This window comes from Nostoc sp., from assembly GCF_036916575.1.
Classification (GTDB): domain Bacteria; phylum Cyanobacteriota; class Cyanobacteriia; order Cyanobacteriales; family Nostocaceae; genus Nostoc.
On the sequence record NZ_JBALGC010000004.1, the window covers coordinates 45,959 to 59,925 of the forward strand.

At 40.4% G+C, this 13,967-nt stretch carries 14 protein-coding genes and 1 pseudogene; 6 read left to right on the plus strand and 9 right to left on the minus strand.

Annotated features, from left to right (window positions below):
• Nucleotides 1-84 precede the first annotated feature (84 nt).
• On the plus strand, nucleotides 85-1,035 hold the full coding sequence (locus tag V7L29_RS01300; protein ID WP_334691016.1) for a UDP-glucuronic acid decarboxylase family protein: 951 nt from the start codon (nucleotides 85-87) through the stop codon (nucleotides 1,033-1,035).
• A gap of 148 nt (nucleotides 1,036-1,183) precedes the next feature.
• Complete coding sequence (locus V7L29_RS01305; RefSeq protein WP_334691017.1) at nucleotides 1,184-2,575, plus strand: UDP-glucose dehydrogenase family protein; 1,392 nt, start codon at nucleotides 1,184-1,186, stop codon at nucleotides 2,573-2,575.
• 338 nt (nucleotides 2,576-2,913) lie between these two features.
• Here the strand turns inward: V7L29_RS01305 and V7L29_RS01310 are convergent, their stop codons facing one another.
• Nucleotides 2,914-3,708, minus strand: coding sequence for an LmeA family phospholipid-binding protein (locus V7L29_RS01310; protein WP_334691018.1), 795 nt, complete (start codon nucleotides 3,706-3,708; stop codon nucleotides 2,914-2,916).
• A 365-nt stretch (nucleotides 3,709-4,073) separates the two neighbouring features.
• On the opposite strand from V7L29_RS01310, the gene V7L29_RS01315 reads away from it, so the two are divergent.
• Nucleotides 4,074-6,623 (plus strand): DUF262 and DUF1524 domain-containing protein, encoded by a 2,550-nt coding sequence (locus V7L29_RS01315; protein WP_334734286.1) that lies wholly within the window; start codon nucleotides 4,074-4,076, stop codon nucleotides 6,621-6,623.
• 133 nt (nucleotides 6,624-6,756) lie between these two features.
• On the opposite strand, the gene V7L29_RS01320 is transcribed toward V7L29_RS01315, so the two are convergent.
• The 6 genes from V7L29_RS01320 to glyA form a co-directional block, all read right to left on the minus strand.
• On the minus strand, nucleotides 6,757-6,909 hold the full coding sequence (locus tag V7L29_RS01320; RefSeq protein WP_334734287.1) for a type II toxin-antitoxin system HicB family antitoxin: 153 nt from the start codon (nucleotides 6,907-6,909) through the stop codon (nucleotides 6,757-6,759).
• A 2-nt stretch (nucleotides 6,910-6,911) separates the two neighbouring features.
• Nucleotides 6,912-7,523 carry a hypothetical protein gene (locus V7L29_RS01325; RefSeq protein ID WP_334734288.1) on the minus strand — a complete coding sequence of 204 codons (612 nt, stop codon included), beginning with the start codon at nucleotides 7,521-7,523 and terminating at the stop codon, nucleotides 6,912-6,914.
• Nucleotides 7,524-7,533: 10 nt separating this feature from the next.
• Nucleotides 7,534-7,956 (minus strand): type II toxin-antitoxin system VapC family toxin, encoded by a 423-nt coding sequence (locus tag V7L29_RS01330; RefSeq protein ID WP_334734289.1) that lies wholly within the window; start codon nucleotides 7,954-7,956, stop codon nucleotides 7,534-7,536.
• Nucleotides 7,943-8,203 carry a CopG family transcriptional regulator gene (locus V7L29_RS01335; protein ID WP_334734290.1) on the minus strand — a complete coding sequence of 87 codons (261 nt, stop codon included), beginning with the start codon at nucleotides 8,201-8,203 and terminating at the stop codon, nucleotides 7,943-7,945. The genes V7L29_RS01330 and V7L29_RS01335 overlap by 14 nt, the downstream gene beginning before the upstream one ends.
• 45 nt (nucleotides 8,204-8,248) lie before the next feature.
• A complete protein-coding gene (locus V7L29_RS01340; protein ID WP_334691023.1) occupies nucleotides 8,249-9,499 on the minus strand; it encodes a competence/damage-inducible protein A in 1,251 nt (416 codons plus the stop codon).
• Between the two features lie 271 nt (nucleotides 9,500-9,770).
• On the minus strand, nucleotides 9,771-11,054 hold the full coding sequence (gene glyA, locus V7L29_RS01345; RefSeq protein ID WP_334734291.1) for a serine hydroxymethyltransferase: 1,284 nt from the start codon (nucleotides 11,052-11,054) through the stop codon (nucleotides 9,771-9,773).
• A gap of 455 nt (nucleotides 11,055-11,509) precedes the next feature.
• On the opposite strand from glyA, the gene V7L29_RS01350 reads away from it, so the two are divergent.
• The 3 genes and pseudogenes from V7L29_RS01350 to V7L29_RS01360 all read left to right on the plus strand — a co-directional run.
• Nucleotides 11,510-11,716: a hypothetical protein gene (locus tag V7L29_RS01350; protein WP_334734292.1), complete on the plus strand. Its 207-nt coding sequence runs from the start codon at nucleotides 11,510-11,512 to the stop codon at nucleotides 11,714-11,716.
• Between the two features lie 115 nt (nucleotides 11,717-11,831).
• The gene (locus V7L29_RS01355; protein WP_334734293.1) at nucleotides 11,832-12,152 is read left to right on the plus strand and encodes a hypothetical protein; all 321 of its coding nucleotides are present in this window, start codon (nucleotides 11,832-11,834) and stop codon (nucleotides 12,150-12,152) included.
• Between the two features lie 385 nt (nucleotides 12,153-12,537).
• Nucleotides 12,538-12,804 (plus strand): annotated as a pseudogene (locus V7L29_RS01360) (hypothetical protein); the annotation flags it as partial.
• 140 nt (nucleotides 12,805-12,944) lie between these two features.
• On the opposite strand, the gene V7L29_RS01365 reads toward V7L29_RS01360, so the two are convergent.
• Together V7L29_RS01365 and V7L29_RS01370 are read right to left on the minus strand one after the other, a co-directional pair.
• On the minus strand, nucleotides 12,945-13,370 hold the full coding sequence (locus V7L29_RS01365; protein ID WP_334734294.1) for a hypothetical protein: 426 nt from the start codon (nucleotides 13,368-13,370) through the stop codon (nucleotides 12,945-12,947).
• 29 nt (nucleotides 13,371-13,399) lie between these two features.
• A complete protein-coding gene (locus tag V7L29_RS01370) occupies nucleotides 13,400-13,879 on the minus strand; it encodes a hypothetical protein (RefSeq protein WP_334691028.1) in 480 nt (159 codons plus the stop codon).
• Nucleotides 13,880-13,967: the final 88 nt, after the last annotated feature.

Below are 13,967 nucleotides of genomic sequence, written 5' to 3' on the forward strand. Positions count from 1 at the left end.
GTTTTGTATTTTTGTCCCCAAGCTGGGTAATCTAAAAATAAGTGCAATAGCTACTGAAAATATTTGTAAGTAATTGGGAAACCTATGAGAATTTTAGTGACGGGTGGTGCTGGGTTTATTGGTTCCCATCTCATCGACCGACTAATGACTGCTGGGCATGAATTAATATGCTTGGATAATTTCTACACTGGTCACAAACGCAACATCCTTAAATGGTTAGGTCATCCGTACTTTGAACTGATCCGCCATGATATTACCGAACCAATTCGCTTAGAAGTAGATCAAATTTATCATTTAGCTTGTCCTGCTTCTCCAGTACATTACCAGTACAACCCAGTTAAAACCGTTAAAACTAACGTGATCGGAACACTGAATATGTTGGGGCTAGCTAAACGTGTGAAAGCGAGGTTTTTCTTGGCTTCAACTAGTGAAGTATACGGAGATCCAGAAGTTCATCCCCAAACAGAAGAGTATAGGGGTAGCGTCAATCCCATTGGAATACGTTCATGCTATGACGAAGGTAAAAGAATTGCTGAGACTTTAGCATTTGATTACTACAGACAAAATAAAGTTGATATTCGAGTTGTTCGGATATTTAACACCTACGGACCGAGAATGTTAGAAAACGATGGTCGGGTGGTGAGCAACTTTATAGTTCAAGCCTTGCGGGGTAATCCTTTAACCGTGTACGGAGATGGTTCGCAAACTCGTAGTTTCTGCTACGTTTCCGATTTGGTAGAAGGATTCATCCGCCTAATGAATAGCGACTACATTGGTCCAGTCAACCTGGGCAATCCTGGTGAATACACGATTTTACAATTGGCACAAACTGTGCAAAATATGATCAATCCAGACGCGCAGATTAAATTCGAGCCACTACCTTCGGATGATCCCCGGCGTCGCCAGCCTGATATCACAAAGGCAAAAACTTGGTTAAATTGGGAACCTACCATTCCTCTGCAAGAAGGGTTAAAACTGACAATAGAAGATTTTAGCGATCGCATTCAAAGCGATGTCAATAATTCAACAACTTGAGTGGCGCCTAGCGTCGCTCTGAATTTTCATGCAGGCTCACCCTATCGGTAGCAAGTATGCTTAGTGACTGAGTTTACTGTCAGTGTGCAATTGTTATATTGAGAACTTCTTTTTGAAGACTAACCCTGAAAAAGCGAGGAGTTAAAAAATGCGTGTTTGCGTGATTGGTACTGGTTACGTTGGTTTAGTTACAGGTGCTTGCTTGGCTCATATTGGACATGATGTAATTTGCGTAGACAACAACGAAGAAAAAGTTAAGTTAATGAAGTCTGGGCAGTCCCCGATTTTTGAGCCGGGACTCTCAGAAATTATGCAGTCTGCCATTCAAACAGAGAAGATTCATTTTACTAGTGATCTTGCTGCTGGAGTTGCCCACGGAGAAATTTTGTTTATTGCTGTGGGAACACCACCTTTACCCACTGGTGAAAGTGATACTCGTTACGTCGAAGCTGTAGCCCGTGGGATTGGGGAAAATCTCAACGGTGGTTATAAAGTCATAGTGAATAAATCTACAGTACCCATTGGCTCAGGTGACTGGGTGCGGATGCTTGTTCTAGATGGTATCGCTGAACGGCAGAAAACACTAATACCCGCAGGTGGAGTGCCGAGTGATGAGAAATTACCTGAGGTTGCAGCCCAGTTTGATGTGATCAGTAATCCAGAGTTTTTGCGCGAAGGTTCAGCAGTTCACGACACCTTCAACCCCGATCGCATTGTACTAGGAGGCAATAGTCAAAGGGCAGTAGCCTTAATGCAACAACTGTATGCTCCAATTGTGGAACGCAAGTACGCTGAGGATCAATCTTTACCCCCTGTGCCAATTCTGGCAACAGACCTGAGTTCGGCGGAGATGATCAAATACGCCGCTAATGCCTTTTTAGCCACTAAGATTAGTTTTATTAACGAAGTTGCTAATATTTGCGATCGCGTCGGTGCTGATGTCACCCAAGTAGCCAAAGGTATCGGTTTAGACTCCCGCATTGGTAACAAGTTTTTACAAGCTGGTATTGGTTGGGGTGGTTCTTGCTTCCCCAAAGATGTCTCCGCCCTGATTCACACTGCTGATGACTATGGTTATGAAGCCCAGCTACTGAAATCCGCTGTTAGTGTTAACGAACGTCAGCGGTTGATTGCTTTGGAAAAACTCCAACAAGTTCTAAAAATTCTCAAAGGCAAAACAGTCGGACTACTCGGACTGACCTTTAAGCCAGATACCGATGACTTGCGCGACGCCCCAGCACTCAACCTAATTGAGCAGCTAAACCGACTGGGAGCCAAAGTCAAAGCCTACGACCCGATTGTTTCTCAAACAGGTCTACGTCATGGACTTTCTGGTGTACTAGTAGAAACTGATGCTGAAAGACTAGCTGACGGCTGCGATGCCTTAGTACTCGTCACCGAATGGCAGCAGTTCAGCACTTTGGACTATGTGAAGATGGCAAAATTGATGGCCCACCCCGTTATCATCGACGGTCGTAACTTCCTCGACCCGGAAGCAATGGTACGGGCTGGATTCCAATATGTAGGGGTGGGAAGGTAGAGAGTTTTGAACTGACTCACAAAACATCCCCTAACCCCTCTTTAAAAAGGGGGCTTTTAGAGTTCCCCCCTTTTTAAGTCCACGAGCATCTTGAAGACCACTAAATTTTTGATTTAGTAAAGGTGCAAAAACGCCGTTTATTTATCCATCAGTCGTCAGAATTCAGGATGAATTCTGACGACTGATGCTTTTATTCTGTTTTGATAATTTTGGACTGAATTTAAAATTTGTAGCTGTTTTCAATAAAGTAAGTCGGAGTAAATAATTAGCCCACATTTCACAGATTTTTTCTGACTAAATCTGAAAAAAAATTGGTATTTTTGTGCAAAATGATCATCTCAAGCGCTACTTGGAATACGTTCAATTTCAGCATATCCACTGAAAATAAGTTTTTGACCTTCAGTTTCTAATCGGTTGAGCCGCATTTTCACTCCATCGAGGTCAAAACGATCCAAATCAACCATATTATCCAAAATTTCTACCAGCGCCACGCTCAAGGTTTGCGAGATTTCCCGTTGGGCTTCTGGCACTTGGTCAAGTTCGATTTTGGGATCTTTGAAAGAAACTCGCCGCCGCCTTTCAATGCCTATAGTTAGAATCATGCTCAGGGGTACAAGTTCGCCATTTTTTAAATCTGCTTTTGCTACAAGCTGTAAGCGATTTTCAGGTAATAGCTGTACCTGAACTTCTGTAAATGAGACTGGTTCACCGCCAGATAATGCCGTCAAGGCTGGTACGGTGAGGTTAAGTAGGCGCTTTTTCACCAGTTCTGCACTAAAGGCTTGGTTGATGCCTGCTTCTGATAGAATTACCTGAGCGATCGCTTGAGTGGGTTGCTTGAGACTGAGTTTGCCCTTTAAAACCGAGCCGAAGTCAATGGCAACGGCATCGGTTTCAAAAGACATCTCCTCTACCGCGAAATCTCTGCGAATCACCAAGCCACGACCGCTCATTTTGAAGCTATCAATGCTGCCTTGTAACAGTTTGCTGGAGGGATAGCAGCGCACAAAGACTTCTACTGACTCGCTCATACTAAACAGGTGGCGAATCGTTTGGCTGGCGACTGTGTTAAGCATCCGCTCTCCCCAATCTGTGCCTTTAGGATCTTGTAAACCAGTAAGTCCGCCGAACATGTGGTTTTTAGTCTCTAGAAGTTCTTTGTACTTTTGTAACAAACTGTGAAGAATACAGCAAGCGATCCCGTGATTAATTGTGCTGATGGGTAGGCATAGAATGACTGATGTTAAAGAATTACTTGTATTAAATATTACTTAAAATAAGTTTATATATTTTCACTTTAGATATCTTGCCAAAATTTTTGCAATAAGTGTTATCAGTAGTTTACTAAAGGGAATACTTAAATAAGGTTATCTATAAACTTTTCAGCACTACTAACACTGAGACTGTGAAATCAAGCCTAACTTATTAATCAGCATAGTTTATATAGTTTGTGCAAAAGGTTTTGATAACCTCAGTTTTGCAATAACACGGTAAAACCATGAAGGCTACTGAAACTAACTTTCTCAAATTTCTGGACGGCAACAAGCAGTTAATTATTCCCATTTATCAACGTCCTTATAGTTGGACAATTACACAATGTCAGCAATTATGGAATGATGTCTTGCGTGCTGCTAATGACGATAGAATATCAGGTCATTTTATTGGTTCATTAGTTCACATGGCAGACAGCATTTATTTAACGGCGGCAATACCTAAATTGTTAGTTATTGATGGTCAGCAACGTTTAACTACTTTAACATTAGTACTTTCTGTTCTGAGTAAAGCTATTAAAGCCACTTCTGAAGAATTTGATATAACTTCTGATGCATTAGAAGATTTTTACCTTTTCAATAGGCACGCAAAAGGAAACGAACGTTATAAGTTATTGCTAAATCAAAAGGATAGAGAAACTCTAATATTCTTACTAGAAGATAAAGAAATACCTGATAATAGCTCTCCTCGAATTGTTGAAAACTATCGCCATTTTGATAGTCAAATTCGTAAGCTAGATATTGACCTAAATAGCCTGTATCGTGGCATATGCAAATTAATGATTGTTGAGGTTTCTCTGGAACGGGATCGTGATGATCCACAATTAATATTTGAAAGTTTAAATTCTACAGGTCTTGAACTTTCGGAAGCAGACAAAATTCGTAACTATGTACTTATGGGACTTCAGCCGGATGAGCAGGAAGAAATTTACAAATACTACTGGCATCCAATGGAGCAAAATTTTGACAATATGGGAAATTCTGAAATTTTTGATCGTTTCATTAGGGACTACTTAACAATAAAATCTAGGTCAGGAACTATTCCTAATATTAAAGATGTTTACAGTAGCTTTAAAGTGTATGTACAGGGTCAAAAAAACACTTTGATAAAGAATATAGTAGCAGATGTTTACCGTTACTCTAAGTATTTTGTCAAGCTAGCCCTTGCTCAAGAAACAGACCAAGAAATTAGGCAAGTAATTACAGATATTAACACTCTTAAGGTAGATGTTGCTTATCCATTTTTAATAGAGGTTTATGATGATTACATTCAAAATAAAATAAATATGCAAGAATTCATCAAAATTCTAAAACTTGTAGAAAGCTACGTTTTTAGGCGGAGTATTTGTGGTATTGCTACTAACTCTATGAATAAGACTTTTGCCACTTTAATTAGAGAAATTGATCCAGAAAACTACCTCGAAAGTTTACAGATTGCATTGAGCCGCAAAAGTAATTATCAAAGATTCCCAGATGATGATGAATTTCGGAGAGAATTCATAGTTAAGGATATTTATAACTTTCGTGGTCGTAACTATCTGCTTCGTAAACTAGAAAATTATGAGCGAAAAGAGTTGGTCAGTATCGAAAATTATACTATTGAGCATATCATGCCACAAAATTCTAATCTTTCTTTAGAATGGCAAGCAGATTTGGGACAACAATGGAAAGAAATTCAGGGAAAATATTTGCACACTATTGGTAATATAACTCTAACTGGATATAACTCAGAATTGAGCGATCACCCATTTATTGAAAAACGAGATATGCAAAACGGTGGTTTTGCAGATAGCCCTTTAAGAATGAATCGAGGATTGCGGCATCTTGAACACTGGAACGAAATAGAAATCAATAACAGAGCAGTATCATTAGCAGATATTGCTATTAAAGCTTGGGCTTTCTCAGTAGTTAATTTAGACAATCAAAACTTAGATTTCAATCAAGTAATTTCAGATATTTTCCCAAATATTAAACTTTTAACTACTGCAAAAGAATATATTCAAAAAGTTGTAGATAATGTAGGATACGACAAGATAGGGAAAATTCTATCAATTAATTATCGAAAAGAAAAAGCTATTTCTGTTAATTTAGGTCAGTGGCTGGTATTACGCTTGAAGCGCAATTCAAATGCAGTAGAAGCTGTATTCGCTATTGATTTTGAGCAATATAGTAATATTGAACTAATGGGTATTTATAAGGTAGAAACTATTTCTAACCGTTGGGCTGGAGATAGAGATATTAAATTGGTTTGGATAGAATGGGATTATGAAACTAGCCTACCAGAAGAATTTTTAGAAGCATGGCATAGTGCTATTCGCTATGCCAATCAAGTATTCAGAGGCTGGGCTTCAAGCAGCTACATGAATTATCATCAAACGGAGCTAGCACAGGCACTTATATCTGAGACACCTCGTAGCCATCATGCTGATACTCTTCAAGGAGAAACTTTGAAACTATTTGACGCTATTCGTAAACGAATTTTAAATATTGATGCATCAGTTAGAGAAGAGTTTAAAAAACTTTACATAGCCTATAAATCTACAACAAACTTTGTCGATATTGTACCTCAAAAAAGTAGTCTTCGTTTATATTTAAATTTAGAATTTAAGAAAATTAATGACCATAAGGGATTGTGCAAAGATGTAACAAACGTTGGACGTTGGGGTAATGGTAATATTGAAGTAAGATTTTCATCATTAGATCAACTGGAAGATGTAATGTTTTTAGTTAATCAGGCTTTCAACAAATATAATGATGATTCAGAACCTTACTTTTAATAAAACAGTGATTAATTTGAATAATAGAATAAGCTAAGGTAAAAATTAGGCGATCGCAATCTCTATACAAAAGTGCGATCGCCTCTCTGCTAATCATGAAGTTATCTGGTAAATTGTAGGACGATATCTCGCTTCAGGAATTAGTTTTCCCTGCTTTTACTTGCAAGACTTCACGAAGCGCTTCTTTAGTTGAACCAAATGCTGAGCAGTATTTCAGATCAGGAATATCAGCAATATAGCCCTTATCTTCTTCATTGTAGAAAATATTAATGTGATAGTGTTTCATCTTTAACCCAGTATCGCCACCAAAATACGAACTAAATCTTCTATATCAGCAGGAACACGATATAAATTTAGGTTTTGAGTTATTTGTTTACTTTCTCGATTCAATAGACCAAATTGCCAGATATCCCCTGTAGAAACAGCTCCCTGTAAATTTGGCTCTTGAGAATCAGTCCATGCATCGATCGCAATCAGTTCTACAGCAAGCTGGGTAAAGCCTCTTGCCAAATCAGCATTTTTAGCTTCCACAACTAAGAGTTTATGGTCTGCATGGAGATAATAGTCAAGGGAACCTTTTAACTGTTCTGTAACAATTAAAGGATATTCGATTCTAAGTTGGGCGCGGGTGTAATGAACAACATCCAATAAAATTGGGGCAATTAGTAACTCTCTGCGGGCTGCCTCACTAGTCAAACTAATATATGGCAAACTCTCCTCAATCCTAGATTTTAGATTTGCAAGTCTGTCTAATTCAATGCTGGACTTTTGTTGATTGAGAGAGGAACGTTTTAAAGAATAGCCAAATTCAGCCAGTATGTCTTCTGGCTCGAATGACATCTCAAAATAGCTTCTGAAAGTATATGAGTGATTTGGTTGAAGGATGGGAGTTTTGCTCATAGCTACATGATTAAACCTCCAACTGCATCAGATTTTCAAACGGATGGTGGTTTTTCCATCGGTAAGCATTAAAATCTCTAAAATCTATCGACAAAATTCTTCCATGCCCCAAGTGTTCTGCTAAAACCACTAGCGAAGCATCGGCAAGATCCATTGGTAAGTTCGCATATTTTTCCATCAGTTCACAAATACGTTTACCATGATGGGATTGCAAATCAAAAACCGTAAAGACCCCTAAAAATAAGTTATTAATGAAACTTACTTGGGCGCGATCGCCCATTGTTGTTAAGAGTAAATAACAAGTTTCTGTAACAACAGGCCAAGTCGTAATCAGAGGTTCATTGAGATTGGCAAGTACCATTACTGCTTGAGTGTGGTACGAGTCATTGCGATTTGCCAATGCTAACCAAAAGCCAGTATCAACGATAACCATACTTAGCTTTTAAGCCATCTCTCAAAATTGATTTGTAATTTACAGACAGATCCGGATGTGCCTCACCGCAACCAATAAAGCCTGTTTGGGTCAACATTGAGAAAGGATTCTTTTGCTGCTGCTGAAGTTGTTGGTAGTACAATTCAAGGGCAGACTTAATCACATCTGTTACTGCCTGATTAGTCTGCTGTTGAATATAGGCTAGTTTGTCAGCAGACTCGTCATCTAATCGGGCATTTATTCGCATCGTTATGTCTTGTCATACATTTGTATGACAAGATTAACATATCTGCTACCTCGTCAACAACTTCCGGCGCAGATTATCCAACGCTGCATTCGCACTCACATGACGAATTAAAGCTCGACCTCGCACTGTACCAAACTGATACTCAAAACTTGCCACTTCATCCTTTGGTCCAGCCAAACCAACATAAACTAAACCCACCGGCTTAGTATCTGTCCCTCCAGTTGGCCCAGCAATACCAGTGATACTCAATCCCCAAGTTGTTGCAAGGCGGGTTTTAACTCCAATTGCCATTTGCTCTGCAACGGTAGCACTTACCGCCCCAAATTTATCTAAATCTTCCTGGTTAACCCCCAGCAGCCCAACCTTCACCGAATTGTCATAAGAAATTACTCCACCCCAAAAGTAATCAGAACTCCCAGAAATCTCAGTCAACATTTGCCCCAGTCCGCCACCAGTGCAAGATTCTGCCACTGAAAGCGTTTCTTTTGATGCAAGCAACAACTGACCAACCACGGAAGCAAGGGTATTATCATTGATGCCGTAAAAATCTAGTCCGGCGATTTCTTTAATTTGTTTCTCAATGGGCGCAATTAAGGCTTCTGCTGCTGCTTCTGAATTTGCTTTAGCAGAAACTCGCAATCTTACTTCCCCCTTACCTGCATAAGGGGCTACTGTGGGATTTGGCAACTTCAAATAGGAAGCAACCTTTTCCGCTAAAGCAGATTCACCAATACCCCAAAATTTTAAACTCCGGCTATAAATAATTTCTTTACCCCAACCCTGACTTTTGAGAAATGGGACGGCTGTTTCTTCCCACATCGGATGCATTTCACTGGGAACACCGGGAAAGGTAAAAATCGTGATTTCAGGACGGGGTTGCCAAATGATACCGGGTGCTGTCCCAGTGGGGTTGGGTAGAATTTCTGCACCTTGGGGAATCAAAGCCTGTTTGCGGTTACTTGGTGACATAACCCGACCACGTTGGCCGAATTTCTGGATTATGTCTTCGATGATGTCAGAGCGTTCTACCAACGGGACTTTAAAAAAATCGGCGATCGTTTCGCAGGTGAGGTCATCTGGTGTCGGGCCGAGTCCACCAGTGAAAATGAGAATTTGCGCTCTGGAAATAGCAATTTCTATAACTTGCTTCAACCGCTCTGGATTATCCCCAACCACTGTTTGATAGTAGTGGGGGATACCTAGCTGCGCTAATTGTTGCGCCAAAAATTGAGCATTGCCGTTGAGGATATCTCCCAACAGCAGTTCAGTACCAACACAAATAATTTCTGCACTCATTGGAAGGAATAGTTAGGAGTTAGGAGTTAGAAGCGGAGTTGGAGACGCTCCGCCTCCGGTTAAAAGTTAGGAGTTAGGAGTTAGAGTTCAAAACTTAAAATTCATTCCTCTTAACTATCATCTCAGGCTAAGGATGGTAGGAGTTAGGAGTTTAAAACTTAAAACTCATCACTCCTAACTCTTAATTCTTAACTCTCATCTCAGGGTAAGGCTGGTAGGAGTTTAAAACTTAAAACTCATTACTCCTAACTCTTAACTCTTAACTATCATCTCAGGCTAGGACTGGCACAGGAATTTCTAGGTGAGGATATAAGGGGAAGCGATCGCACAATGCTGCTACCCGTTGCTGACAATCTTGGGTAACTACCTCGGAATCTGGAGAAAGCAGGCGATCGCTAATAATATTTCCAATCTCGGTAAATTCTGATACTCCCAAGCCCCGTGTGGTCATTGCCGGCGAACCTAACCTCAGTCCACTGGTCACAAATGGCGATTGCGGATCAAAGGGAACAGTGTTTTTGTTAGCAGTAATATTCACAGTACTGACTAGCTGATCCGCTTGCTTACCAGTGAGACTTATAGAACGTAAATCCACGAGGATTAAATGATTATCAGTGCCATTTGACACTAATTTTAAACCCCGGTTTTGCAATTGTTCTGCCAGAGCACGAGCATTTTTAATCACTTGGGCAGAATAGGTTTTAAACTCAGGCTTCAGGGCTTCTCCAAAAGCCACTGCCTTACCGGCAATGACATGTTCTAATGGCCCGCCCTGGCTGCCAGGAAAAACAGATTTATCTAGCTTTTTACCTAGTTCTGCGTCACCAGTCAAAATTAAACCACCTCTAGGCCCGCGTAGAGTCTTATGTGTAGTTGTTGTTACTACATGACAATGAGGAATGGGATCAGGATGAAGACCACTAGCAACTAAACCAGCAATGTGGGCAATATCGCCAAGTAAGTAAGCGCCGATTTCATCAGCAATGCTACGGAACTTTTCAAAATCAATTATCCGGGGATAAGCCGAATAACCACAAATCAGCAGCTTAGGACGCTCCCTCAGCGCCAGCTCCCGAATTTGGTCGTAGTCAAGTTGTTCTGTTTGTTGGCTGACACCGTAGTGGCTAACTTGGAACCACTTACCTGAAACATTTACAGGTGAACCGTGGGTGAGATGTCCCCCATGAGACAAATCCATCCCCATAATTTTGTCCCCTGGTTCCAGCAGCGATAGGAAGACTGCAAAATTGGCTTGTGCGCCAGAATGGGGTTGCACATTCGCATGAGCCGCACCAAATATCTGTTTAGCGCGGTCGATCGCTAGTTGCTCGATTTTGTCGATAAACTCACAACCGCCATAGTAGCGTTTACCAGGTAATCCCTCAGCATATTTATTTGTCAGTACCGAACCTTGAGCCGCCAGTACAGCGGCGGAGGTAAAGTTTTCGCTAGCAATCAACTCCAAGTGGTCTCGCTGACGCTGTAGTTCGTCGTTGATTAACTCCGCGATCACTGGATCACTGGAGGTAAGAAAGTCTGAATTAGTCTTAGTCACTTCAATTATCCTTATGGAAGTTTGTACAACGGCTGATTTGGGTTGGATGTAGCACCCAAGTAACAGTCAAGTGTCCATGCCTAAAGTCTATAGTTCAATGGTTTTTGACTGTTTTACAGAGGCAATTAATCGTCTTTGCAGTATGGAGGTTTATTTGTGCCAACTTATTTATTATTAGACCCAAGCTCGATTAATGCATTAATGATCATAACCTTGCTTTTTGAACCTGCGTTAATTGAGTTTTCTGCGATCACTCCTCTGTGAGACAAAGTTGAGCGTTTCAGTATAACAGCGGAGGAAATTCTGAGTCAGAAGTTGGGAATATACAAAGACAGGGGACGGTGTAAAAAGTGGGCAAGTGGCGGTGGGATTGTCAGTTTCACGTGATGTTCGACTAACTAAAAAACAGCAGGAGGCAGAGCAGGTAAGTCTTGTGGGTAAAGTTGAAATCCAAAGTGCCAACCCATAGAATTTTTGCGCCATTGTTAAGCGATCGCTTTTATCATCTCAGCCATGACTCTGAACAGAGGAGCGATGCCTACGGCGGGCTACGCCTACGCTCAATTCCTACTTGCAAAGGGAGGAAGTTGGTGTTGGCTGCTTCCCGTTGGCAAGCTCAACTCAACGTTTTAGTGTTTGTTGACAAGTTTCCTCAATCATAAATTAGTTTATGAGGTAGATGCTTCTTAGATTCTCGGCTAATAATAAATTATTTGTTGATAAAGATTCTTAATAGCTATAGAATAATATTTAGTTTATGATTTTTAGGAGTATTCTATGTCACTTGATCTGACACCAACAGATAACCTACCGGATCAAATCGTCTACGTCCTGCTCAATAAAATTAAACACGATGAGGAAGGGCAGCGAGATGTTAGCTTTTTTGCTGAGGACTTCGAGGGTCAACAGGTTAATCGAGAAGAATTGCTTGAGTTACTAAATCGTCTTAAGGAGTCTGGATACTTCATCAGTGAGATTGAAAGCAACAAAGCCAATCCAGAATCAGGCTCGTCAACCCTTCTGGCGACCTGTAAGAATGCAGAAATAACGACAGATGGTCGAGCAATGTTAAAAACCATATATTTCAAGCCGGTGTAGCAGCTAAGGAAAGTTATTTGTTGAGGCGAGATAGGGTATAAGGGATAGTAGGGCGAGTTCAGGGAGCAAAATCCTCCTCATCTTCCCGAAGTTCTGATACCTGTCTTGAAAAGTGACGCTCCTGTCTTGAAAAGTTCAGAGACGCTCTCTACGAGACGCTACGCGTAGCTTGCTTCTTTGCACGAGTACGCGGACTCGCTTTGCGTGGCGCTAACGGCGGTTCCCGCCGCTCCAACGCCAGTCGCCACAGGTCTCTTAACCCACCCAAGGCGCTGGCTCGACTTTTCGCTGCGTCGTTGGCGTAGCCTCTCGTAGAGAAGAGGCTGCGCTAACAGAGCGGCGAGAACCGCCGCTCCACCCAGAAGATTCGACCAATAACGCAGCTTCGCTGACTGTACTTTTGAACGGTGGTGAGATTACCTTTGAGGATGCATTTTCTAGCGTTAATATTGGAAGGTTAGTTGTTGTGATTGCTGGTAGTGGTAGAACCGCAGATATACTTACAGATGCCTTATGTGGACAGGCTACCGATGACGATGAGCGAGCTAAAAAGTTAGCTAAATCTGGTACATTAAAATACATCGACTTAATCGACATAGATAATGGAATTGAAAACTTAGGCAAAATAATTAAGGATTTGCTTTCTAATTAGGAGTGAATAATAACAATAAAAGATAGTTATCAATAATTTTTAAAAGGAGATTTTAACAAGTTATTTTAAGGTATAAAGTTAGGCGATATGCAAAGACATTTTATCTTAAAAATTTATATCAAAAGGTAGATGCACCGATACTAAATCGAAAAACTGTCCATTAAATACTTGACAAACTCTTGGATTTCTTTCTTGGGAAAGGTATTAATTCCCAATACCATTTCAATTATGTAGAGCGCACCAAGCAAAAAAGTTATTAATACCAGACAAGATCCGATTAGGAAGATATTATTTACAGGTGTGAAAATTGGAGCTTTTCTGTTCTGTTTTAATCTCTTTTCCTTGCCAAGTAAAAAAACTAGATAAAAGCGCTTTTTAATGAATGGGATAGAAAGCCTAATATCTACAGCATGACGCTTGTTAACCCGTTCCCTAAATACCTTTTGTAATTCTGTCAATTGGGCATCGGTAAAGGTAGCTACTACTTGAGGGGGAATGCGGACGGAAAACTGTTGTAGAAAAGTGTCATTTTTGGACGAATATTTAGTTAAACGGTTTCTAGGCATATTGTTTTTATTGTCGGTGCGAATAGGTTTTAAAACATAGGACTGTGTTCATCATCCCAACACTTTTGATCACGCCAAGTTCTGTTAGTGTGTTCGCATTCAGATTTATCAAAAATCCAAGGAATAGATGTAGGGTGAGGCGAAGTGGAGATGGAAGTAAGTGAAGACCAGAAAAAAGAGAAAATAGTGAAGCTAGAACTCAATAGAATAGTTAAAAATCCTATTAAGAATATGATATTGCCTGTCTTGAAAAGAGGATATCTGCCTTTTTCATTTCGCAAGCGCTGTTGCGAACGACGTTCCGAACCTGTTAATAAAACTAGATAAAATCGTAGCCCGGGAATAGGAAGTGAAAATCTTATATCTAAAAAATGACGAGCCCCAACTTGAGAGCCGAAACCTTTTTGTATGGCTTTTAGTTGCTCATCAGTGAAAGAGTCTGCTATTTCCGGACTAATCTGAGAAAAAAGTTGTTCAAAAATAGGATCAATATGTTCTCGACTTTTCACAATTGTGGTTGACTGTATGCGGACATTCTAAAAATAACGTAATTTTATAGCTCCGTCTTTGATATTTACACTGAAAGTTTATCAATTT

Excerpts from the sequence above, each read along its gene's own strand:
- V7L29_RS01335 (WP_334734290.1), bottom strand. The coding sequence starts at position 8,203 with ATGCGAATAAATGCCCGATTAGATGACGAGTCTGCTGACAAACTAGCC.
- V7L29_RS01300 (WP_334691016.1), top strand. The coding sequence starts at position 85 with ATGAGAATTTTAGTGACGGGTGGTGCTGGGTTTATTGGTTCCCATCTC.
- V7L29_RS01305 (WP_334691017.1), top strand. The coding sequence starts at position 1,184 with ATGCGTGTTTGCGTGATTGGTACTGGTTACGTTGGTTTAGTTACAGGT.
- V7L29_RS01330 (WP_334734289.1), bottom strand. The coding sequence starts at position 7,956 with ATGGTTATCGTTGATACTGGCTTTTGGTTAGCATTGGCAAATCGCAAT.
- V7L29_RS01310 (WP_334691018.1), bottom strand. The coding sequence starts at position 3,708 with ATGTTCGGCGGACTTACTGGTTTACAAGATCCTAAAGGCACAGATTGG.
- V7L29_RS01355 (WP_334734293.1), top strand. The coding sequence starts at position 11,832 with ATGTCACTTGATCTGACACCAACAGATAACCTACCGGATCAAATCGTC.
- V7L29_RS01325 (WP_334734288.1), bottom strand. The coding sequence starts at position 7,523 with ATGAGCAAAACTCCCATCCTTCAACCAAATCACTCATATACTTTCAGA.
- V7L29_RS01365 (WP_334734294.1), bottom strand. The coding sequence starts at position 13,370 with ATGCCTAGAAACCGTTTAACTAAATATTCGTCCAAAAATGACACTTTT.
- V7L29_RS01320 (WP_334734287.1), bottom strand. The coding sequence starts at position 6,909 with ATGAAACACTATCACATTAATATTTTCTACAATGAAGAAGATAAGGGC.
- V7L29_RS01340 (WP_334691023.1), bottom strand. The coding sequence starts at position 9,499 with ATGAGTGCAGAAATTATTTGTGTTGGTACTGAACTGCTGTTGGGAGAT.
- V7L29_RS01315 (WP_334734286.1), top strand. The coding sequence starts at position 4,074 with ATGAAGGCTACTGAAACTAACTTTCTCAAATTTCTGGACGGCAACAAG.